18 protein-coding genes are annotated in these 22,195 nt (G+C 39.3%); 7 read left to right on the forward strand and 11 right to left on the reverse strand.

Annotated features, from left to right (window positions below; translation table 11 throughout):
* The 5 genes from ACJG85_RS06855 to panB all read right to left on the reverse strand — a co-directional run bounded on the left by ACJG85_RS06855 (position 1) and on the right by panB (position 8,527).
* Entirely contained in the window at positions 1 to 3,966 is a 3,966-nt protein-coding gene (locus ACJG85_RS06855; protein ID WP_409677615.1) for a PAS domain S-box protein, read from the reverse strand.
* Positions 3,967 to 4,079: 113 nt separating this feature from the next.
* Positions 4,080 to 5,411, reverse strand: coding sequence for an aldehyde dehydrogenase (locus ACJG85_RS06860; RefSeq protein ID WP_412475982.1), 1,332 nt, complete (start codon positions 5,409 to 5,411; stop codon positions 4,080 to 4,082).
* Positions 5,412 to 5,468: 57 nt separating this feature from the next.
* Positions 5,469 to 6,815, reverse strand: coding sequence for a hypothetical protein (locus ACJG85_RS06865; RefSeq protein WP_409677611.1), 1,347 nt, complete (start codon positions 6,813 to 6,815; stop codon positions 5,469 to 5,471).
* 81 nt (positions 6,816 to 6,896) lie between these two features.
* Positions 6,897 to 7,586: an RluA family pseudouridine synthase gene (locus ACJG85_RS06870; protein WP_412475983.1), complete on the reverse strand. Its 690-nt coding sequence runs from the start codon at positions 7,584 to 7,586 to the stop codon at positions 6,897 to 6,899.
* A 122-nt stretch (positions 7,587 to 7,708) separates the two neighbouring features.
* Entirely contained in the window at positions 7,709 to 8,527 is an 819-nt protein-coding gene (gene panB / locus ACJG85_RS06875; RefSeq protein ID WP_412475984.1) for a 3-methyl-2-oxobutanoate hydroxymethyltransferase, read from the reverse strand.
* 300 nt (positions 8,528 to 8,827) lie between these two features.
* Here panB and ACJG85_RS06880 point away from each other — a divergent pair, with 300 nt between their 5' ends.
* The 3 genes from ACJG85_RS06880 (at position 8,828) to ACJG85_RS06890 (ending at position 10,934) form a co-directional block, all read left to right on the forward strand.
* Entirely contained in the window at positions 8,828 to 9,991 is a 1,164-nt protein-coding gene (locus ACJG85_RS06880; RefSeq protein ID WP_412475985.1) for a sigma-54-dependent transcriptional regulator, read from the forward strand.
* 67 nt (positions 9,992 to 10,058) lie between these two features.
* A complete protein-coding gene (locus ACJG85_RS06885; RefSeq protein ID WP_412475986.1) occupies positions 10,059 to 10,679 on the forward strand; it encodes a DEAD/DEAH box helicase in 621 nt (206 codons plus the stop codon).
* A gap of 36 nt (positions 10,680 to 10,715) precedes the next feature.
* Positions 10,716 to 10,934: a putative signal transducing protein gene (locus ACJG85_RS06890; protein WP_409677604.1), complete on the forward strand. Its 219-nt coding sequence runs from the start codon at positions 10,716 to 10,718 to the stop codon at positions 10,932 to 10,934.
* On the opposite strand, the gene ACJG85_RS06895 is transcribed toward ACJG85_RS06890, so the two are convergent.
* A complete protein-coding gene (locus ACJG85_RS06895; protein WP_409677602.1) occupies positions 10,935 to 12,158 on the reverse strand; it encodes an MFS transporter in 1,224 nt (407 codons plus the stop codon). It lies immediately after the preceding gene.
* Between the two features lie 226 nt (positions 12,159 to 12,384).
* Between ACJG85_RS06895 and ACJG85_RS06900 the strand changes: the two genes are divergently transcribed.
* On the forward strand, positions 12,385 to 14,019 hold the full coding sequence (locus ACJG85_RS06900; protein WP_412463662.1) for an ABC-F family ATP-binding cassette domain-containing protein: 1,635 nt from the start codon (positions 12,385 to 12,387) through the stop codon (positions 14,017 to 14,019).
* 105 nt (positions 14,020 to 14,124) lie between these two features.
* Here ACJG85_RS06900 and ACJG85_RS06905 read toward each other — a convergent pair whose 3' ends face one another.
* The 5 genes from ACJG85_RS06905 to ACJG85_RS06925 all read right to left on the reverse strand — a co-directional run bounded on the left by ACJG85_RS06905 (position 14,125) and on the right by ACJG85_RS06925 (position 19,498).
* Positions 14,125 to 14,871 carry an SIMPL domain-containing protein gene (locus ACJG85_RS06905; RefSeq protein WP_412475987.1) on the reverse strand — a complete coding sequence of 249 codons (747 nt, stop codon included), beginning with the start codon at positions 14,869 to 14,871 and terminating at the stop codon, positions 14,125 to 14,127.
* A gap of 89 nt (positions 14,872 to 14,960) precedes the next feature.
* Positions 14,961 to 17,120, reverse strand: a complete 2,160-nt coding sequence (locus tag ACJG85_RS06910) for a vWA domain-containing protein (protein ID WP_412475988.1) — start codon at positions 17,118 to 17,120, stop codon at positions 14,961 to 14,963.
* A 29-nt stretch (positions 17,121 to 17,149) separates the two neighbouring features.
* Positions 17,150 to 18,022 (reverse strand): hypothetical protein, encoded by an 873-nt coding sequence (locus tag ACJG85_RS06915; RefSeq protein WP_412475989.1) that lies wholly within the window; start codon positions 18,020 to 18,022, stop codon positions 17,150 to 17,152.
* A gap of 2 nt (positions 18,023 to 18,024) precedes the next feature.
* Positions 18,025 to 18,525: an RNA polymerase sigma factor gene (locus ACJG85_RS06920; RefSeq protein WP_412477187.1), complete on the reverse strand. Its 501-nt coding sequence runs from the start codon at positions 18,523 to 18,525 to the stop codon at positions 18,025 to 18,027.
* Positions 18,526 to 18,673: 148 nt separating this feature from the next.
* Complete coding sequence (locus ACJG85_RS06925; RefSeq protein ID WP_412475990.1) at positions 18,674 to 19,498, reverse strand: DUF6929 family protein; 825 nt, start codon at positions 19,496 to 19,498, stop codon at positions 18,674 to 18,676.
* 161 nt (positions 19,499 to 19,659) lie between these two features.
* On the opposite strand from ACJG85_RS06925, the gene ACJG85_RS06930 reads away from it, so the two are divergent.
* Genes ACJG85_RS06930 through ACJG85_RS06940 form a run of 3 tightly spaced genes read left to right on the forward strand, consistent with a single transcriptional unit; the run spans position 19,660 to position 22,194 of the window.
* Complete coding sequence (locus ACJG85_RS06930; RefSeq protein ID WP_412475991.1) at positions 19,660 to 20,535, forward strand: PPK2 family polyphosphate kinase; 876 nt, start codon at positions 19,660 to 19,662, stop codon at positions 20,533 to 20,535.
* Between the two features lie 34 nt (positions 20,536 to 20,569).
* A complete protein-coding gene (locus ACJG85_RS06935) occupies positions 20,570 to 21,946 on the forward strand; it encodes an MATE family efflux transporter (protein WP_412475992.1) in 1,377 nt (458 codons plus the stop codon).
* A 20-nt stretch (positions 21,947 to 21,966) separates the two neighbouring features.
* A complete protein-coding gene (locus ACJG85_RS06940; protein WP_395633901.1) occupies positions 21,967 to 22,194 on the forward strand; it encodes a hypothetical protein in 228 nt (75 codons plus the stop codon).
* The last annotated feature ends 1 nt before the right edge of the window (position 22,195 follow it).

Here is a 22,195-nt window from a genome sequence, read left to right on the forward strand (position 1 = left end):
TTAGTTTAGCTGCATTACATCTCGGATTATTTTTTCCAAGATTTCTTTATCGATAGGTTTCGGAATGTAATCATTCATACCGAATTCTATGCATTTTTCCTTTTCGCCCAAAACGGTACCGGCTGTTAATGCGATAATCGGAATATGCTCTGAATCCGGCAGTTTTCTGATGGCGGCTGTCGATTCGTAACCATTCATTATCGGCATTTGAATGTCCATTAAAATCAAATCAGGACGAACGCTTTCTGTCTTTTCTAAAGCTTCTTTACCATTTTGCAATTCGATGATTTCTGCATTGGGTAAAATTTGTTTGACTAAGGTTTTAGCTAACAGCATGTTGATTTTGTTGTCTTCTACTATGTAAACTAATTTGTTCTCGGTAGAAATAATGTTGTTGTGCGGTTGGATAGAAACCGATTTGTCAATTGGTTTGAGTATTTCGGTGCTTTCGTTTGAATAATCAACCTCTAAAACAAAACTAAACTCACTTCCGGCGCCAAGCTCACTTCTCAGGTCTAAATGACTGTTCATTAAGCCTAATAATTGGTTGGAAATAGTAAGACCTAAACCGGTTCCGCCAAACTTTTTCGAAGTTGAGTTGTCTTCTTGTGAAAAAGCTTCAAATATTTTTTGTTGGTTGTTTTTATGAATACCGATTCCGGTATCTTTTACGGCAAACAACAATTGGATTTTGTGGTCATCAATTTTTTGTGCAATGCTTACACTTAAATCTACACTGCCTTTTTCGGTAAACTTGATAGCATTACTCAAAAGGTTAATCAGGATTTGTTTGATTCGGATATAATCCATCCAGACAAAAGTGGGCACCTCACGCTCAATGGTTAATCGCAGGTTTAACCTTTTGTGATCAGCTTCATATTGAATAAGATCGATTACCTGATTTAAGAGTTCAGGTAGATTGATTTTCTCTACATGCAATTCCAATTTTCCGGATTCGATTTTGGAAAAATCCAAGATATTATTGATTACTTCCATCAATGAATTGGCCGATTGGTTGATGGTGTCCATATATTTCTTCTGAATACTTTCCAGTTTGGTATTCATCAAGAGCTCGGTAAATCCTATGATTCCGTTTAAAGGGGTGCGTATTTCGTGACTCATGTTGGCTAAGAACTCCGACTTGGCACGGTTGGCCGCTTCAGCATAATTTTTGGCTTTGATGGCTTCTTCGGCCTCCATTCTTTGGGTGATATCGATGAAGATACCTACGATGTAAACAATTTCATTGTCCTTAAAAATGGGTTCTCCAAATTCTTCGACCCAGATGTATTGTCCTGATTTGTTGATGATTCTGTAAATGAGATGGATTTTCTCCTTTTTTTGGAATAGTTCGTTGGCTTTGTCTCTAACGGTTGCAATATCATCCGGATGAACCAAATCGATGTAAAAGATTTTATTTTGCAGAAAATCCTCTTTGGGATAACCGGTAAGTTTTTCAATTTCATCGTTCAAGTAAATTTTCGACCATTTCTCATCGTATTTCGACAAATGAACGGTACCCGGTATATTGTTGGCCAACAATCTGAATTTTTCTTCGCTTTCATGAATGATGGCTTCATTGATGTTTCTTTCAAAAGCCGAGGAGATATTATTGGATAAGGATTGGAGAATCGTTATTTCATCAATAGACCATTCTCTTTCTATTGTTGAATCGTCGAAAACTAAAAAACCATGGAGATTGTTTTTGACAAAAATAGGCAGAAATAGAACCGATTTTACTTGAAGACTTTCTAAGAAATTTCGAGTAGTATCATCTTTTATTTTTCTTACTATGGCGGCATAGTGGAAATTTTCTTTCATTTGATGAAGCACGTATGAAATAACCTCAGGCGTTATATTTTGCAGGGCTTCGTTAGGAGTTGTAAAACCATATTCTGCGGCTATCCATCGCAGTCTTTGGTAAAATCCGGTGTCATTTTCTTTTTTGGCAAAGAAGGAAATTTTATCAACCTTAAGCACTTTTCCAATTTCTTTGACGATGCCTTTTAAAATTTCATCAGTGTCTTTGTTCAATAAAAATTTGTCTATATTTCTACTGATTACAGTTAGGATTTCACTCTTATAAGACAGTTTTTTGTCGGATTCTAACAGAAGTTGGGATTCGATGGCAATCGCAATTAAGTCGGCTATAGAACGCGAAAAGTTAATGTCTTCATTGTCCCATTCTACCGGTGAATCAGTTTTTTCAAAGCAAAGAATTCCTATAATTTTTCCATTGATAAAAATAGGAGTGTCCAACAACGACATAATTTTATGCTTGGGCAGATACTCTACGCAAAGCTCTTGTGTTATGGTATTGTTGTAAACATTAGAAGCCACAATTTGCATTCCCGAGTTCAGGTGAGAAAAGTAAATTGGATAATCAGCGGTTTGTATGAAAAAGTTTTTTTCAAATCTATCGCTTTGCAAATAGTAAAGACTCTCACATTTGATACCTTCCGGAACGCAAGACCAATAGCCAACTCTGTCGATGTTACAATTGTTAGCGGCCACTCTCAAAATATTTTTCAAGATACCGTTAAAGGTGTCTTTATTGGAATAACTCTGTGAAGTTAAAACTTTAAGTGTTTCATTGTGAATGCGAACTTTTTTACTGCGATTGTAATGTTCAATTTCCAGGTTTTTTACCAAAGTAATATCTCTGGCGATTCCCGAATAGCCAAGGATATAGCCGGTTTCATCTTTTTTCAAAGTCACTTTTTGAGATACCCAAATGGTTTCTCCGTTTTTTTTGACCAGCGGAAACACCAAGTCACTGTATTCTTCGGTTTCTTTTGGTATTTCTTTGTAGAAATCGGTTACGTATTCCAAATAATCATTTCTGACAAAGTTGGATATGTTTTTTCCCAAAATTTCCTCTTTTTCATAGCCCAAAGTTTTAACCGCAAACTGGTTTACATAAGTCACCGTTGCTGTCAAATCGATTTCGTAGATTAAGTCGGCTGCCGATTCAATCAAACTCCGGTATTGGTCTTTTATTTTAATCTGTTCCGTAACATCTTGACCAATTCCAATGATAATATCCTCTGAATATTTTTTGTCTTTCCATTGGATGTATTTGTAATCGCCGTTTTTGCATTTTAATTTTCTAACATAGGAACGATCATCTACGAAAGTATTGTGATACGCTTCCCCTATAAACTCGGAATCTTCAGTTAATTGCCAAAAACCCATTCCCAAAACTTCATCGACTTTGTATCCTAATATGGCTTCAACCGATTCGCTGCAAAAAGACACTTCTCCTTTTTTGTTGGTAGTCATGATCAAAGAATTTCCATTATTGACCACTATGCTGGAAAACAAGAACTTATTTTTAGTTTCAATTTGTGACAAATGTCTGGACATATGTATGGCCACAACCGAGATAAAAGTACAAGTGAGTAGTACAATTAACTTGTCTTCTATAAGATGAGCTTGGTAGGCAAACAATAAAAAGAGTAAAACCGCTCCCGTAAAAAACCAATAATGTTTGATGTTTTTAAAGATGAAATAAGAGAGAAAGAAAGCCACAATAAGTGTGATGTAAGAAATCAATTCAAACGGACTAAAGAAAACCGTGTAAACGGTAAAACCAAAGTAAGCCAAATAAATGCTGATAAACAGCGGATATATTTTTTGATATAGAAGCGATGATCTTCCTGTGATAAAGTATAACGCCAACAAAACCAAGCCTACAGTATAATTGATAATCATGAAACTGTTGGTTCTGATTTCAAAAATATTGACCAAGGTTTCTACCAATGGTATAGTAATCCCGAAGAAAAGAAAATAAATTCTGAATTGCTCTTCCTTGTCCTCAAATTCTTCTCTGTTAGTATTGGCAAGGGTAAGCTTTTTTTGTAAAGTTTTTTGAATGGCAATGTAAAACAAGAACATTACTATCAATAACAACCCTATAATGATGTAGCTGTTAATAGTATTGGCAAATGAAAAGATGTTATTCAATTTACAATATAGTTTTTAACCAAATTAAACAAATGTAAGAGATTGTTTTTTATCTAAAAGATTCCCACAAAAACAATATAAATATACAGTTTATTTTTGAAAAAACACTTGGTTTAAGAAAACCATTTTAACATTTTTTTTAAACCTGAAAGTTTTCCTTCATAAGGTGCATATCGAATAGGAATATCAAGCCAAGTGCCTTTTTTTACTATAGGTTTTTGATGGGAAAATAACTCAAAACTTAGTTTACCGTGATAAGCACCAATCCCACTATATCCTACACCTCCAAAAGGAAGTCTTTTGTTGGCAAAATGAATTACGGTATCGTTTATACAACCCCCACCAAAAGAAAATCGGGTGATTGTTTTTTCGGCAAACGAATTTTCTTTCGTGAAAACATAAAGAGATAAGGGTTTTTCATAGCTTAAAATGATTTTCTCTAAGTCGGCCTCCGAATTATAGCTCAAAATCGGTAAAATAGGACCAAAGATTTCTTCTTGCATTACCAAACTGTCTAATGAAGGTTCGTCTAATAAGGTTGGTGCCAAATAAAAGTCGCTAACCGCCGATTGTCCACCAAAAATCACGGTTTGATTTTCCAGAAGTTGCAGCTGGCGTTTCCAGTTTTTTTCGTTGATGATTCTCGGAAAATCAGGAGACTCTTGCGGATTTTCGCCATAGGCCAAAGTGATTTCTTCTTTTAAATACCCAATGAATGTCGGTTTAATATTTTGGTGCACCAACAGGTAATCGGGAGCAATACAAGTTTGTCCGGCATTTAAAAATTTACCCCAAACAATCCGTTTGGCAGCGAGTTTTAAGTCGGCTGTTTCCTCAATGATACAAGGGTTTTTTCCGCCTAATTCCAAAGTAACCGGTGTCAAATGTACTGCAGCAGCTTTGGCTACAATTTTGCCCACGGCTACACTTCCGGTGAAAAAAATGTAATCCCAACGTTGGGACAGTAAGTTTTGTGAAACTTCAATACCGCCTAAAACGCAATGCACATGTTGTTCTTCAAAACTTTCTTTTATAATTTCTGCAATTACTCGGGAAGTGTTTTCTGCCAATTCTGAGGGTTTTACCACTACTTGATTGCCGGCAGCAACAGCTGCAATTAAAGGTGCTAAGGCCAATTGGTATGGATAATTCCAAGGTGCAATTACCAATACCTTTCCGTAAGGTTCTTTATAGATATAATCAGTAGAAGGAAAGTTCAAAAAAGAAGGCAAAACCCGTTGCGGTTTTGCCCATTTCTTTAAGTTTTTTATGGTGTATTCCAGTTCGGAAACAATGTAGCTGGTTTCTGTTGCTACTGCTTCAAAAGCCGGTTTTTTGAAATCGTCATACAAGGCTTGAATGATTTCAGCTTCTTTTTTTTGAATCGTAAGCAATAATTTTACTAATGCTTGTTTTCGGTAATTCAAATCCGTTTTAAAAATCATGACAAGTTAAATTAGCTTGGCTAATATAGGATTTTTAAAGAGATTCTGGCTTATTTTTTACAAAAAGGCCCAGCGGAATCCCGTGTAGATGTCACCTTGTTTACTATCGCTTACCAAAGCACTTACCAACGAGCTCGTGCCTAAGTAAAATCCGCCTAATCTAAACCCTAAACCAATGTTGGTTCCGGAAATTTCGTTAAAACTTACCGGGACATAGGTTTCAAAGAACCCTAAATTCACTCTTGGTGTGATGCTGAAAATATTAGGCACGGTAACTTGATCGTTGCCGGAATCTTCATTGACTTTTTGTTGCAAATAGGCTGTAACATACAACTTAGGTACAATTTTGAAATCGGCATAAGTAGAAAGTACGGTAGGTAATTTGACTTTGAAATCGGTTTGACCACTGGTTTGCGTCAGATAGCCGTTATCAGATAAAATTTGCTCTACTTCGCTTAAATTATCAACGTTTTCAAATAAACTTAAATCTAATCCTTGAGGGTTTTGTGCATTGGGTTGAATATTTAAAACATAATTGGTTGATGCATTATTGTCATCTTTGAAAGTCATACTTCCAATGTTTCTGATGGCCAAACCGGCATTTAGTTTGTAACCTTTGCCTTTTTTCCATTGGTAATTAAAGCCAATGTCACCGGCAAAACCATTCAATCCGCCAAAAATCGATTTACTGTAATCGTCAAAATTGGTAAAGCTATCTGCTAAATTTCCAGAGTAAGCAATGTTCAACGTAGCCGGCGAACTGGTGGTTAAGTAAGCTCCGGTTGCGTTTTCGGTCACTGTTCCGTTCAAGTTGCTCAAACCGAAGTTGGAATATGAACCCGGAAATAAAATCTTTAAAGTAACTCCGGCACTGAATTTATGATTGTCGTTTTCAAAAAAAGTTCGCGCGGCGGATAAGCCAACTTCTCCATAAGACGTTCCGCTCAAACGCTGATTGCCGGGGTAGTTTAAGGAAGTAGTATTCAAAATAATATTATCATTGGTGATAGCATTTCCAATGGTTGGATCCACATTAACCATGTCAAATTTTGCGTGTGCTTTAGTGGTCACGGCAAAGCCCCATTTTTGCCAACGAATGGCTAATCCCGGGCCGTTGATTTCGGCGTCAATTCGTGCGTTAACCGGACTATTGCCTTGAAAAATCAAAGTTTCAAAGTCGGCATCCGAAGAAATATCACTAAAGGCAATTTTATTGTTTGAAACATTAAAGCTCAAGCCGTAAATGTTCACTTCAAATTTTTTAGACAAATTGGCCAACTCGGCCGGATTGATGTTGGCGTTCAAAATGCCAACACGATTAGAAGTACTAATGCCCGAATAATGTTCTTGGGCCACTGTGCTTAGGCCGATAAGCAGCCCTACAGTTACAATGATTTGCTTCATAGGTAAGATGGATTTAGGTTATAACAATCGGATTTTTAAAAACCCTAACACAACTATAAACGTAAAAGTAGGCATTTTAGTTTACATAGCATTCCAAATGGCGTCATTTGGAGTAGGTGCTGTAATCACTAAATTTTCTTTAGAAACCGGATGGGTAAAAACTAACTGTCTGGCATGCAAATGAATCCCGCCATCAGGGTTACTGCGATCAAATCCATACTTCAAATCACCTTTGATAGGGCAACCAATCGCCGATAATTGCGCTCTGATTTGGTGGTGACGTCCGGTATGCAAATTAATTTCCAACACAAAGTAGTTGTCGAGCGTTTTAATGATTTTATAGTCTAAACTTGCTTTTTTACTTTCCGGAACTTCTTTAATATGGGCTTTGGAGGTATTGTTTTTTTCAGTTCTCTTGAGAAAATGAATCAGTATATCTTCCGTTTTCGGTGGTTTGTTTTTCACCACAGCCCAATAGGTTTTTTGGGTTTCTCGTTGACTGAACATTTCGTTCAATCGGGTTAAAGCTTTACTGGTTCGGGCAAAAACTACAATCCCGGTGGTAGGTCGGTCCAACCGATGCACTACACCCAAAAACACTTCGCCCGGCTTGTTATATTTTTCTTTGATGTATTCTTTAACGACTTCCGACAAAGGTTTATCACCTGTTTTATCACCTTGTACAATATCGCCAACGCGCTTGTTCACCACTATGATATGGTTGTCTTCGTGAAGAACTTGTAAGTTATCTTTGGTGGAAACTACTTTCATTTGGAGGTTATTATAGCGCAGTTATTTAAAAATATTTAGCCACGAATTACACAGATTCCCACAAATTAATTCGTGTTCATTGGTGTAATTTGTGGCTGACTAAATGGAGTTGAGACTTAGACTTAGTATTGTTCGCTTGAATTCGGAAAATCCTGCGACTTCACATCGTCTACATATTGTCCGATGGCTTTGGTCATGTCTTCGTATAAGTTCATGTAGCGGCGAAGAAATCTCGGACTAAACTCATGCGTCATACCAATCATATCGTGTAAAACCAACACTTGTCCGTCTACTCCGCCACCGGCACCAATACCGATAACCGGAATCGAAATGCTTTGGGCTACTTTTTCGGCCAAAGCCGCCGGGATTTTTTCCAAAACCAAAGCAAAACAACCAATGCGTTCCAACAATTTGGCGTCTTCAATCAATTTTTCAGCCTCGGCTTCTTCTTTGGCTCTTACCGTGTAAGTTCCGAATTTATAAATCGATTGCGGCGTCAAACCCAAATGGCCCATAACCGGAATTCCGGCGTTCAAAATACGTTTGATACTTTCTTTTATTTCGCTTCCGCCTTCCAGCTTAACCGCATGACCGCCGCTTTCTTTCATGATTCTGATAGCCGAGCGCAAAGCTTCTTTAGGATCGCTTTGGTAACTTCCAAAAGGCAAATCAACCACTACCAAAGCGCGTTCAATCCCACGAACTACCGAGGAAGCGTGGTAAATCATTTGGTCTAAGGTTATCGGCAAAGTCGTTTCGTGACCTGCCATTACATTACTGGCCGAATCGCCTACCAAAATCACGTCAACACCCGCCGAATCCACAATCTTTGCCATGGTATAATCATAAGCCGTTAACATCGATATTTTTTCGCCATTGGCTTTCATATCAAACAAAGACTTGGTCGTAATTCTTTTGTAATCTTTTTTCGCAGTAGACATAATGGTTCGTTTAGAAGTTGTAAAAGTATTAAATCTATTTTTATGAAGCGCCAAATGTGAAATTATCTTATTTTTGTCGAAACTGATTGGGAGAGAATGGTTCGGGTCAAAAGTAAACCGTATTCCTGCTTTCCGTTGCAATCTTTTTTTGTTTTGTCATCCTGAGTCTGTTGTAGGACAAAACAAAAAAAGGATTTCCACTCCAATCAGGGCTAAAAGGTAATCTACATATAAAACATTAGAGCTAATTGGTGCAAATCAACCCGAAACTCGAAACCCGAAACTCGAAATAAAAAAAATATGCCCAAAATACTAATCATCGAAGACGAAGCTGCTATCCGTAGGGTATTAACCAAAATACTCACCGAGGAAAGCGACACCTACACCGTTGAAGAAGCCGAAGATGGCAAACAAGGTTTTGAAAAAATCAAAAACGAAGACTACGATTTGGTGTTGTGCGACATCAAAATGCCTAAAATGAGTGGCGAAGAATTGCTCGAAGCCGTTAAAAAAATCAAACCCGAAATTCCGATGGTCATGATTTCCGGTCACGGCGATTTGGAAACTGCAGTCAATACCATGCGTTTAGGCGCTTTCGATTACATCTCCAAACCACCCGATTTGAATCGGTTACTGAACACCGTTCGCAATGCCCTCGATAAAAAACAGTTGGTGGTTGAGAATAAAATTCTAAAGAAAAAAGTTTCCAAAAACTACGAAATCATTGGCGAAAGCGAGCCTATCAATCAAATCAAACAAATGATTGAAAAAGTCGCCCAAACCGATGCCAGAGTGCTTATCACCGGACCTAACGGAACCGGAAAAGAATTGGTTGCCCATCAATTACACGAAAAAAGCGAACGCGCTTCCGCACCTATGATAGAGGTGAACTGCGCCGCTATACCCTCAGAATTAATCGAAAGCGAATTGTTCGGTCACGTAAAAGGTGCTTTTACTTCAGCAGTTAAAGACCGAGCCGGAAAATTCGAAGCAGCCGATGGCGGAACTATTTTCTTGGATGAAATAGGCGACATGAGTTTGTCGGCTCAGGCCAAAGTATTGCGTGCGTTACAGGAAAGTTTGATACAAAGAGTAGGTGCCGACAAAGACATTAAAATCAACGTACGTGTTATTGCGGCAACCAATAAAGATTTGAAGAAAGAAATTGCCGAAGGCCGTTTCCGCGAAGATTTGTACCATCGTTTGGCCGTTATCCTAATCAAAGTCCCGGCCTTGAACGACCGAAGAGACGATATTCCGTTGCTAATCGAACACTTCGCCATAAAAATTGCCGAAGAGCAAGGCAATGCGCCTAAAGTTTTCTCTAAAGACGCGGTTAAATTATTACAAGAATACGATTGGACCGGAAACATACGCGAGCTTAGAAATGTAGTCGAAAGATTAATCATTCTTGGCGGTAACGAGATTTCGGAAACTGATGTGACTTTGTTTGCCAGTAAATAAAGAGATAAGGGAATAGGGATAAGGCAAAAGTCTAATCCCATATCCCTTTTAACTTATCCCCTAAAAAATGAACCTAAAAAAAATAAACCCAAACCTCCAAAAAGCACTCATTGAAAACGGGTTGACCGAAGCCAATGAGATTCAGCAAGAAACTTTTTCTACCATTAAAAGCGGTGCTGACGCGGTGATTCAATCGCCTGCAGGAACCGGTAAAACCACCACTATTGTTTTGAATGTGATTCAGCGTTTGGAAAAATCGGTGGGAGAAAGTACCCGAGCGTTGATATTAGTGGAAAACAAAGAGCGCCTTCAAGAGATGGAAGAGATGTTCCTAAAACTCGGCACCTACCACGATTTGAGCATTTACGGCGTGCACGATAAAGGAGATATTGATTATGACAAGAACATCGTTTCTATGGGCTTGGATATTTTAATCGGAACACCCAATAAAATCAACGCCATGTTTTCCTCTGCCGGTTTCAACAGCAACACCATCAGGATGTTTGTGGTAGATGATGCCGATATTTTATTCAGAAACCGTTTGGATGCAGTAGTGTTGCGCTTGTCTCAAAGTATCGAGAAAACCCAACGCTTGTTCTTCTGTTCACAAATCACCGAAAGGGTGGAAGTACTAGCTGATAAGATAATGATTGAACCTACTTTCTTCGAAATGGAGGAAGAATACTAATTCACAATTCATAATTTACAACTCACAATTCATACAATGGGATTAATCAAAATATTTTCTGGGAGCGAAATTCTGGCCTTACAATTAAAGGAAAAATTGGAAAGCATCGACCTTAATGTGGTTATCAAAGACAACATCCAATCGGCTCGATTAGGTGGTTTTGGTTCAGCCCATTTGGCAGTAGAGCTGTTCATTCAGGAAACCGATTTTCACAAAGCCAATCCGGTGATTGAGGCGTTTCGGATGAGTATTTAGTTACTTGATGACTTTCAATTGCCTAACCAACATCGAAATAAAAACCCCAAAAACGCCGATGAAAGCAAAGGAATGCTTTAAGCTGGTCAGTTCGGCTATGTAACCAATCAGTGGCGGCCCCATCAAAAATCCTAAGAAACTGATGCTGGTTACTATGGTTAGCGCAATGCCTGTGGGTACATTTTTATTGTTTCCGGCTACGTTAAAGATAATCGGAACCACATTCGAAACCCCAAATCCAACAAGCATAAAAGCAACAGTACACGGAATCAAATACGGCCATAAAACCGCGCTGTACAAACCGGCTGAGATGACTAAACCGCTAACCATCAATACTTTTCTGGCACCGTATCGGGCCACTAAAAAATCGCTTAAAAATCGCCCTGAAGCCATACTAATCATAAAAGTAGTGTAACCCAAAACAACCAAGGCGCCCGGTGCTTTGATGATTTCTTTAAAATATACGCCGCTCCAGTCAAACATAATACCTTCGCTGGCCATACCACAAAAGCAAATAACGCCTAACCACAATAGGTTTTTATCGGGATTTTTCCAAAAAGAATAGTTTGATTTTTCAACTTCTTGTTTTGATTTGGCTTCAATGATAAATTTTTGGTTGGTTGCAATGATGAGTAAAACAAAGCAGAAAGCTATCAAAAAGTGTTGCAAAACGGTCAATTCAAAAGCCAACATCAGCAAACCGGTTAGCGCACCACAAAATCCGGCCAAACTCCAGGAACCGTGAAACGAGCCCATGATAGGTTTGTCAAACAATTGTTGGGTATGAACGCCTTGGGTGTTGACCGCTATGTTACAAAAATTGCCAAATAATCCGAAGAGAAAAAGTCCCAAAGCTAAATGCCATTTGGTACTAGCCAAACCTATCAAAGGCAAGCAAGCGGCATAAAGGAGTAAACCCAAAAATGTCATAGTCCGACTCCCATATTTTGTGACAACTTTCCCCGAGAAAGGCATGGCAAATAATTGTCCGATTGGCATGGCAAAAAGTAAAGTGCCTAAAGCCGCTTCGCTCAATTGTAAAGCCGATTTAATATCCGGAATCCGACTCGCCCAAGTGGCAAAACTAAATCCCATCCCAAAGAAAAACAAGGAAGTAGCCAAACGCACACGGTTCAAATACGATTTTTTGGCTTTTCGGTAGCCTTTCTTAATCTTGGCTTTGGGGACTATTTTGCTCAAAAAGCTGTAATCAAATAAAGGCATACTTCAAATCATTATTTACTGAGCAAAAATACACATTAAGCTTTGTCAGACTTCGTTTCTAATGAACTAAAACGTTATTGTTATTAAATTAAGGTTTCTTTCCTGCCTAAAAGCATCTTTCATTTTCAAATTTTCAAAGGCTTACATTTTCAAATTACCTAATTAAACTATCTTTGCCGCTTCAAATTGCTAAGAAGTCTTAAAATCTAATAATCTAAAAATCTAAATGATTACAGTTAACGACATAGCCGTCGAGTTTGGCGGTACTACTTTGTTCAGCGAGGTAACTTTCGCCATCAACGAAACCGATAAAATTGCCTTAATGGGTAAAAACGGTGCCGGAAAATCAACTTTACTCAAAATTGTTGCCGGACAAAACAAGCCTACCCGCGGGAATATTTCGGCTCCAAAAGAAGCCGTTATCGCTTATTTGCCGCAGCATTTGTTGATGGACGACAATTGTACCGTAATGGAAGAAGCGTCGAAAGCCTTTGCCGAAGTGTTTAAAATGAAAGCCGAAATCGACGAAATCAATGAACAGTTAACCATTCGCACCGATTACGAAAGCGATGAGTATATGAAGTTGATTGAACGCGTTTCTGAACTGAGTGAAAAATATTATTCCATTGAAGAAGTCAATTACGAAGCCGAAGTAGAGAAGGTGTTGAAAGGCTTAGGTTTTGAAAGAGACGATTTTCAGCGTCCTACTTCTGAGTTTTCCGGTGGTTGGCGCATGCGTATCGAGTTGGCTAAGATTTTATTAAAGCAACCCGATTTGATTTTGCTCGATGAGCCGACGAATCACTTGGACATGGACAGTATTCAGTGGTTGGAAGATTTCTTAATCAATCAGGCGAAAGCGGTAATGGTGATTTCCCACGACCGTGCGTTTGTAGATAACATTACCAATCGAACCATAGAAGTAACGATGGGTCGCATTTACGATTACAAAGCCAAGTATTCTCATTATTTGGAATTGCGCAAAGACCGACGCATTCACCAACAAAAAGCCTACGAAGAGCAACAAAAATTCATAGCCGAAAACCAAGCGTTTATCGAGCGTTTCCGCGGGACATTTTCCAAAACCGAGCAAGTGCAATCGCGTGTTCGCATGTTGGAAAAATTAGTCTTGGTTGAGGTTGATGAAGTGGACAATTCCGCGTTGAAATTGAAGTTTCCGCCTTCGGTGCGTTCCGGGCAATATCCGGTTATTGTGCGCGATTTGGAAAAATCGTATGGCGATAAAGTTATTTTTAAAGACGCCAATATGGTCATTGAGCGCGGTCAGAAAGTAGCCTTTGTCGGGAAAAATGGGGAAGGAAAATCGACCATGATTAAGGCTATTATGAAAGAAATCGAAATCAACGGTGGTTCGGTGGAAATTGGACACAACTGTCAGATTGGATATTTTGCCCAAAACCAAGCCGCTTTGTTAGACGAAAATGCTACCATTTTTGAAACCATCGATGCAATTGCGGTAGGCGATATTCGTACGCAAATTAAAAACATCTTAGGTGCTTTTATGTTCCAAGGCGATGACATTCAGAAGAAAGTTAAAGTGCTTTCCGGTGGTGAAAAAACGCGTTTGGCGATGATCAAATTGTTGTTGGAACCGGTGAACTTGTTGATTCTCGATGAGCCTTCGAATCACTTGGATATGAAGACCAAAGACATCATTAAAGAAGCCTTGAAAGAGTTTGACGGAACGTTAATCTTAGTGTCGCACGACCGTGATTTTTTAGACGGTTTGGCTGAGAAAGTATTTGAATTCGGCAACAAACGTGTGAAAGAACATTTTGAAGATATTAAAGGTTTCTTGGCTCACAAGAAAATGGAGAGTTTGAAAGAGATAGAGAAGTAGTGTTCAGTGTTCAGTTGGCAGTGTTCAGCAAATTTCACAAAAATCAAAACCCGTCAAATTCTCAGAACTTGGCGGGTTTTTGCATCAACAAATAACCACAATTTATTAGTCTAAGGCGAAGCGAACACCAATTTGACTTGAAATAGATATTTTTTCAAATTCAATATTGCTACTGTAGTCTTGCGCTTGCATGTCGTATTTTTTCATCGAGGCTGCACCGCGAATTCTAATTCCGGCAGCCGAACCTGCGAGTCCATTAACTACATTATTTACATTTCCAATATAAATAGCTTTTCCGATATTTTGTCCCAATGGCTTGGTAAAACTGATAGCATTGGCTTTCGCATTTTCCATCGCTTTGGTATTCATGAGCAATTGGAGTTTGGCTTCTTCGGAATGTTCCAATTTGTCGATTCGAACATTGGAAATGCCCACTTCTTCTAAACCAATAAACACTTTTGCGGTCGATTTAGCATCATACACTAAAATCGAATACGACTTGGCTTTTTGGATGTCGGTTTGTTTGAGAAAGAATTTTTTGTAGTTGCTCATCATGTCTTGCATCGTCACGTTTTTCTCGGTATCAATGCCAAGTGATTTGAGTTTGCTGAGCATTTCACTTTCCAATTCTTCCACCGATTTTTTGCCTTTGGTGTCTTTCTCGGAAATGAGTACATCGATGTAAATTCTATTGGGAGTAACCAAAGTATCGGCTTTGCCTTGCACTTCCAAATAAGGTTTGTCGATAAAGTTTTTTTCCTGACCATAAGTTGCCAAACCAATCAAAGTAGCTAAAGCAAAAAGGATTTTTTTCATAATAGTAATGGATATTGATTTTAAGATAAACGACATTTTATCGGAATTAGTATGTTTTGGTGTTGAAACCCTGTCGTTGTGCATCCGACAAGGTTTCTCATCACCAAAAAACACCCAATTTATTTTTATTGTATCGCTTCTAACAGTCGGATGAACTCGGCTTTGTAACCGTCGGTATCATAAGCCAAACCTTCTTGTGCTAACTTTTTGATGTCGGCCGTTGATTTGTTAGTCACCAATTGCGAGTCTCTCAATTTCAATCCGAACCAGGCTACCGCGGTACAAAATTTAAATCCGCTCGAAGCATTACTCAAAGCAGAAGCTTTGTTTTCGATTACTTGGACCATTTCAATGCTTTTGGCGCCATCTGGTTTTTTGTAGCGGAATTTCACCGTGGCCAACTCGTTATTGAATTTGGTTTCAGTAGCGGTTACTTTAGCATATTTTAATTCGTCAATTTCGCTGAAAAAGTCGCTTTTGGCATCGGTTGGAATAATTTCGTACAAAGCTGTAACCGTATGTCCGCTGCCCAACTCGCCGGCATCAATGGCATCGTTTTTAAAATCTTCGGCTCGTAATTTTCTATTTTCATAGCCAATCAATCTATATGCTTTAACGTGTGCGGGATTAAACTCGATTTGAATTTTCACGTCTTTGGCTATGGCAAACATAGAGCCTTTGAATTCTTTGCCCAAAAAGCGGTTGGCTTCTTGAATGTTGTCGATGTAAGCGTAATTCCCGTTGCCTTTGTCGGCCAAGGTTTCCAATTTGCTGTCTTTGTAATTGCCCATGCCGTAGCCCAAGCAAGTTAAGAATACACCCGATTTTCGCTTTTCTTCAATCAAGGTCTGCATGTCTTTGTCGGAGGAAGCACCTACGTTAAAGTCGCCGTCAGTAGCCAATATTACGCGGTTATTGCCACCTTTGATGAAGTTTTCCTGAGCAGTTTTATAGGCCAATTCAATTCCCGCTCCACCGGCTGTACTGCCGCCGGATTCTAATTTTTCTAAAGCGTCAATGATGGTTTTTTTGTCTTTGCCCGAGGTTGGCGGTAATACCAATCCGGCCGCTCCGGCATAAACCACCATCGCAATTTTGTCTTCGTCTCTCAATTGGTTTACCAAAACTTTCATCGACTCTTTCAGCAATGGTAATTTGTTGTCATCACTCATGGAGCCGGAAACATCAATCAGGAAGACCAAATTGGATTTTGGTAAATTATCGGTTGGGATATCTTTGCCTTGCAAGCCTATGCGAACCATTTTACTGCCGGTATTCCAAGGACAGTCACTGTATTCTGTATTGATGGAAAACGGATGCTCACCAGCGGGTTGCGGATATTGGTATTTGAAAAAGTTCATCATTTCTTCCACCCGAACGGCATCTTTAGGAACAGCTTGTCCGTTATTGATAAAACGACGCACATTAGTGTAAGAGGCATTGTCAACATCGATAGAAAAAGTGGAAAGAGGCACCGATTTCGGACTTTCAAAAGCATTTTCCACAAAGCTTTCGTAGTCTTCATTATCGGGTTCTATTGTGATAGGAGTTGTAATGCTGTCCAACGCTTGGAATCGTTCTTTCAATTCCTTATCCGTTAATTTTTGTGGAACACCGTTTTTGGTTACTACTATAACGGCACCGTTAGCAGCTCTGTTGCCGTAAAGAGCTGTTGCGGCAGCATCTTTGAGTACATTAACTTTACTGATGTCTTCCGGCTTTAGCTTTCTAAATTCTTCCGCTTTGGCCGGAACGCCGTCTATTATAAGAATTGGATCGTTAGCGCTTATTGATGAAGAGCCTCGAATAAGGAATTTTGAAGAGCCCGGATTTCCTGAGCTATGACTGATTTGTATACCGGGAGTATTTCCTTGTAATGATTTGGAATAACTTCTAGTTGTTTGGGTAGTTGTTGTTAGTTTTTTTCTCGAATATCCCTGACTCACCATTACCACTTCACTCAAGGTAACCGCTTCATCTAAAACCACATTAATAACATTGGATTTGGCGACTTTAATTTGTTTTGTCCCAAAACCAACATAGCTGAATTCTAAAGTTTGTCCTTCTGAAGCTTTAATGGTGTATTTGCCGTTAAAATCTGTTTGGGTTCCGGTTGAAGTTCCTTTTACTACTACATTGGCGCCCGGTAGTGGTCCTACTTTATCTGATACTGTTCCTGTTATGGTTTTTTGCTTCGCCGATTCGCTTGCGCTCGGGTCTTGGCCAAAGGTTAGGAAACTAATAAGCATAGCGATGCCTAATGAAAACTTTTTGAAATTTTTCATGACGTTGGATTTTAAAAGATTAGACTAATTTATGGGCGTTTTTTTACAGCCGGTTTTCCGTTTTTGGTGGAGATGATGACTACGCCTTTTTTGCCTTTTTGTCCGTAAATGGTAATCGCTTTTTCCTGCTGCAGTACAGTAATAGAGTCGATTTCTTGTTCACTTAGCGGTGTATAAGGACTGGTTGGGTTGGGCCCGAATAATTCTTGCTCTGTGTATTCTACACCATTAATGATGTAGAGTGGATCGGGAAGTTCTACTATGGATTCGATTTCGTCCATTTCCACTTCTTTCACGGTTTGTTTGTCTTCTGCTTTGTTGTTGTAAACCAATAAAGGTTTTTCCTTTTTAGCATTGGACACTTTGTTGTCTTTGTCGATAAAGACTTCCATTGTTTTGGCCTCATCATAAATGGTGGCATTTTGCGGAACATAACCTCTTGCTGCCACAGAAGGAGTTGTAAAACCATTGGAAATGCTGTCGCTATTAAATTGGTTTGGCGTTGACACTGCCTCTGCGGTGGCGACTTTCGGTGCCGAAACGATTTGCTTTTCTAAGATTTTATCGGCTTCTTGTTTGATAGCCGGATTGACTGTTTCTTGGGAAGTTACTGCATCCTCAACCGCAGTATTTTTTTGTGGTACCGAATCTTTTTGGACAATCACTTCGTTAGTGTTGAAGACTTGTTGGTCCTTTTTCAGGAATTGATACCCTAAAGTTCCGATAAGTAAGAGCGAAGCCGCTATAGCCCATTTTTTCCAAAGAACGTTTTCTTGTTTCAGTTCCTTTTGATCCAGCTTTTCCTCTACACGGTGCCAAACTTTCTCCATAGCGGCAAAGTTGGGCGACTCGGCATTGTCGGCCGCTTTTTTGAATTGGTTAAAAATATCTTGATTTTCCATGACTACTTTGCTTTTTGATAATACAGGTTGTTGACTAAATCTTTCAACTTGGTTTTGGCAGCATTCAATTGCGATTTCGAAGTGCCTTCCGAAATGTTCAGCATTAGGGCGATTTCTTTGTGACCGTACCCTTCAATGACAAACAAATTGAAAATGGTTTTACAACCTTCGGGAATTAAGTTGAGCAAGTTGAGCAAATCTTCTTCTTCCAATGGCGTTTCCTGCGCACTTTGCGGTTGGATGCTGAACGACGTTTCCTCTAAATACAAATTAAAGTTCACGTTGTGTTTTAATTGCAGTAAACATTGGTTGACTGTAATTTTTCGAGCCCAAGCTTCGAAGGCGCCAACTTCCTTTAATTGATCGAGTTTGGTAAAGATGGTGTAAAAAGCATCGGCCAGTACTTCTTCAATTTCCTCTTCCTTTTTTAAATATCGTTTGCAAGTGCGATACAGCTTGGGAGACATATAAGTATACACTTCCCGCTGCGCATCGCGTTGCATTTTTTTACAGGCTGCTATGAGTGTTTCGTTTATCACTATGGGTGTCTTTATGAGTAAAGAGCATGGATTTTAGAAAAAGGTTGGGACGAGATTGAAAAAAATAAAAAAAAGTAGCAACGGTTAAGGCATAAGTACTTTTCCCTTTTCCCTAATCCCTTATCACTAATTTATAAATATTGGATTCTAATAGTTCACTATCCGTGTCTTCGCAAAGGAGGAATTCGATTTCGTTTTCGGATTGTTTGTATAACGTTAACCCTTCAAATTTATTTGTAGCACTGATTTGGACTGAACCGGTCAGTTTCATGGTTTTTAAGTCGATAGTACCGATGATACTACCTAAAACTTCGCCATCCAAATACGTTGAGGTGGTATCTTCGGCAGAAGCTAAAAAATAAATAGTGTCGTTGACCAAAACGGCATCGGTGAAAGTAGTGGGAATGTTTTTGATTTTAGGTAAATCGAAAGGGACAAATTGGAACACTTGGTTTTCGGCATCGTCATTGGCATAGATGATCCCGTTTTTGCCGTTGGTTCCGTTACCGCGTTGAAAGAAATAAATGGTTTCGGCAGTCACAATCAAACCTTCAATATTGAGTTCATCGGCTGAAATATGGAGTTGGCTTTTGATTTTTTCATACATTTTCTCAAAATTCCGCTCCTGAATCTTTTTGGAATTCATATCGTATTTCATCACTTTATTTCGGTTTTGGGTAGAGCCTGAACCTAATACAACTAAATCATTTCCTTTTAAGGCGATGGCTTCAAAATCGGGTTTGTCTTTTTTGGCGATGTTGTCTTCGGCGTTTTCGACTAAGGCTATTTTATTCAGTTTTTCGGTTGGAATGGAATATTCGTAGAGAAAAGTACTGTTGTCGGAAATGAGGTAAAGTTTTTCGTCGTGATACACCAATCCGGAAGCCGAACCAATGCCGATGATTTTAAAGAGTAGTGAAAGTTGAAATTTTTCCATATGTTAGCAGTAAGTAATTAGCCCCGATTGCAGCGGCATCCTTTTTTGTTTTCTGCCTTGAAGCACTTCGACAAGCTCAGTGTGACATTGGTTGAGGCAGAAAACAAAAAAGATATAGCGGAAAGCGGGAAACAGCTCCTACAAATATAAACATTGAAGGTATGAAAAACATCAAGCCCGAAGATTTTAGAGTAAAAGGCAAAATCGATTTGTCGAAAATCCCAACACGATTGGCTATTGACACCGATGCAGCAGAAGAAGCGTTGGCTTTGGATAAGGTGCAAATGAAGCTCAGCAAGAAGCAAGATGCGATGTATGCGCACAATCGACATGCGTTTTTGGTTTGTTTGCAAGGTATGGATACCAGCGGGAAGGACAGTTTGATTCGCGAAGTGTTTAAAGAATTCAATCCGCGTGGCGTGGTGATTCACAGTTTTAAAACGCCCAATTCGACCGAGTTGGAGCACGATTATTTGTGGCGTCATTATTTGGCGTTGCCCGAGAAAGGGAAGTTTGCCGTGTTCAACCGAACGCATTATGAAAACGTGTTGGTGACACGCGTGCATCCGGAATATATTTTATTCGAAAATTTGCCCGGTATTGAAAAAGTAGAAGACATTACACCCCAGTTTTGGGCGAATCGCATGGAGCAGATTACTAATTTTGAAAAGCACATTGCGCAAAACGGCACGACGATTTTGAAGTTTTATTTTCATATGAGTAAAGAGGAGCAACGACTTCGCTTGTTGAAACGCTTGGAGAATCCGGAGGACAATTGGAAGTTTTCGACCGGTGATTTGAAAGAACGCGAACGTTGGGATGATTACATGGCGTACTACGAAGAAGCCATTAACAACACCAATACCGATTACGCACCTTGGTATGTGGTTCCTGCCGATGATAAAGGCGTGGCGCGTTTCATAGTGGCGCAAACCATTTGGGAAAAATTGGAGTCGCTCACCGATATTACGGAACCTGAATTGGATCCGAAAGTAAAAGCTAATATTGACGTGTATCGCGAGCAATTGAAAGGATAAAACGTTATATCTTTGCCCACTCAAAAATTGCAAAGTGAACTTAGCCCAATACACCAAAGAATTCCGATACAATATGCAACTGGCTTACCCGGTGATTTTGGGTATGGTTGGACATACGTTGATTGGGATTGTTGATAACATTATGGTGGGCAAATTGAGGAGTACCGAATTGGCTGCCGTTTCCTTAGGCAACAGTTTGATTTTTGTAGCGATGTCTATCGGTATCGGATTTTCTACGGCAATTACGCCTATAGTAGCCGAAGCCGATGCAGAAAAAGACACGGGTAAAATTCGTTCGGCTTTTCACCACGGCTTATTGCTGTGTACCATTTTGGGTTTTATGCTTTTTGGCTTGGTGGTGTTGGCACAGCCGATCATGGAGTGGTTGCACCAACCTAAAGAAGTGATTGCTTTGGCCAAACCGTTTCTGACATGGGTCGCATTTTCGTTAGTGCCATTAATTATTTATCAGGGTTACAAGCAATTTGCCGATGGTTTGTCGATGACTAAAGTCTCCATGTACGCCATCATCATGGCCAATATCTTGCACGTGATAATCAACTACCTTTTGATATACGGGATTTGGTTTTTTCCCAAAATGGGCATCATAGGTGCGGCTTTGGGAACGGTGATTTCCCGAATTGCGATGGTGGTTTTTATGCATTTTATCTTATCTCGAAAAGCAGCACTTAAGCCGTATTTTCAAAATTTCAGTTTCGACCAAATCAAGAAAGCTACGATTTCAAAAATTGTGAGTTTAGGATTGCCCTCGGCCATGCAGATGTTGTTTGAAGTGGTGTTGTTTACGGCGGCCATTTGGTTGTGTGGTAGTATCGGTAAGACGAGTCAGGCTGCCAATCAAATTGCTTTGAGTTTGGCTTCGATGACTTTTATGTTTGCCATGGGATTGAGTGTGGTATCTATGATACGCATCAGCAACCAAAAAGGATTAGGCGATTACAAACAACTGATAGTTGTTGGGCGTTCCATCTTTTTATTGGCTATTATTATTGAAATCATTTTTGCAGTAATGTTTGTGGCCTTGCACCAAATTTTACCGTATTTATTCCTTAACATGGATAACAAAATGCAGTTGTTAGACAATGCCGAAGTGATTGCCATAGCGGCTAAATTGCTTTTGGTGGCGGCTGTTTTTCAAATTTCCGACGGAATTCAAGTAGTAGTGCTGGGCGCTTTGCGCGGCTTACAAGATGTTAAAGTACCGATGTATATTACCTTTGTAGCCTATTGGATAGTGGGTTTCCCGATTTCGTATTACTTGGGTCTGAAAACTAATTTGGGTGCTGTAGGTGTTTGGATAGGATTGTTGGGCGGATTAACAGCGGCTGCATTATTTTTGTACCTTCGCTTTCATTATTTAACTAAGAAGTTGTTGAGGCAAAACTCATAACTTAAAATTTATAATTCAACATGGAATTACCAAAATTCGTACTTGCTGACAACTCCGATTTTCCGGAAGATATATTTGTTATTCACCTTGATTTTCCCCGTTTTATCATCAATCTAAAAGACGATGAAGTAGAGTTTTTGGAAGATTTGGAAGACGAAGACCAAACCGAATTGGAAAGCGAAATGGAGCATTTAATTACTTTGGCCGGAGAATTCTACGACAAAGAAATGGAAGCTTACGAGGAGTAAA

The organism is Flavobacterium mekongense, from assembly GCF_047038255.1.
Lineage (GTDB): Bacteria > Bacteroidota > Bacteroidia > Flavobacteriales > Flavobacteriaceae > Flavobacterium > Flavobacterium mekongense.

What these genes read in the sequence shown, in the direction of transcription:
- ACJG85_RS06860 (WP_412475982.1), bottom strand. Translation starts at nt 5,411, where the DNA reads ATGATTTTTAAAACGGATTTGAATTACCGAAAACAAGCATTAGTAAAA.
- ACJG85_RS06865 (WP_409677611.1), bottom strand. Translation starts at nt 6,815, where the DNA reads ATGAAGCAAATCATTGTAACTGTAGGGCTGCTTATCGGCCTAAGCACA.
- ACJG85_RS06870 (WP_412475983.1), bottom strand. Translation starts at nt 7,586, where the DNA reads ATGAAAGTAGTTTCCACCAAAGATAACTTACAAGTTCTTCACGAAGAC.
- panB (WP_412475984.1), bottom strand. Translation starts at nt 8,527, where the DNA reads ATGTCTACTGCGAAAAAAGATTACAAAAGAATTACGACCAAGTCTTTG.
- ACJG85_RS06880 (WP_412475985.1), top strand. Translation starts at nt 8,828, where the DNA reads ATGCCCAAAATACTAATCATCGAAGACGAAGCTGCTATCCGTAGGGTA.
- ACJG85_RS06885 (WP_412475986.1), top strand. Translation starts at nt 10,059, where the DNA reads ATGAACCTAAAAAAAATAAACCCAAACCTCCAAAAAGCACTCATTGAA.
- ACJG85_RS06890 (WP_409677604.1), top strand. Translation starts at nt 10,716, where the DNA reads ATGGGATTAATCAAAATATTTTCTGGGAGCGAAATTCTGGCCTTACAA.
- ACJG85_RS06895 (WP_409677602.1), bottom strand. Translation starts at nt 12,158, where the DNA reads ATGCCTTTATTTGATTACAGCTTTTTGAGCAAAATAGTCCCCAAAGCC.
- ACJG85_RS06900 (WP_412463662.1), top strand. Translation starts at nt 12,385, where the DNA reads ATGATTACAGTTAACGACATAGCCGTCGAGTTTGGCGGTACTACTTTG.
- ACJG85_RS06905 (WP_412475987.1), bottom strand. Translation starts at nt 14,871, where the DNA reads ATGTCGTTTATCTTAAAATCAATATCCATTACTATTATGAAAAAAATC.
- ACJG85_RS06910 (WP_412475988.1), bottom strand. Translation starts at nt 17,120, where the DNA reads ATGAAAAATTTCAAAAAGTTTTCATTAGGCATCGCTATGCTTATTAGT.
- ACJG85_RS06915 (WP_412475989.1), bottom strand. Translation starts at nt 18,022, where the DNA reads ATGGAAAATCAAGATATTTTTAACCAATTCAAAAAAGCGGCCGACAAT.
- ACJG85_RS06920 (WP_412477187.1), bottom strand. Translation starts at nt 18,525, where the DNA reads ATGCAACGCGATGCGCAGCGGGAAGTGTATACTTATATGTCTCCCAAG.
- ACJG85_RS06925 (WP_412475990.1), bottom strand. Translation starts at nt 19,498, where the DNA reads ATGGAAAAATTTCAACTTTCACTACTCTTTAAAATCATCGGCATTGGT.
- ACJG85_RS06930 (WP_412475991.1), top strand. Translation starts at nt 19,660, where the DNA reads ATGAAAAACATCAAGCCCGAAGATTTTAGAGTAAAAGGCAAAATCGAT.
- ACJG85_RS06940 (WP_395633901.1), top strand. Translation starts at nt 21,967, where the DNA reads ATGGAATTACCAAAATTCGTACTTGCTGACAACTCCGATTTTCCGGAA.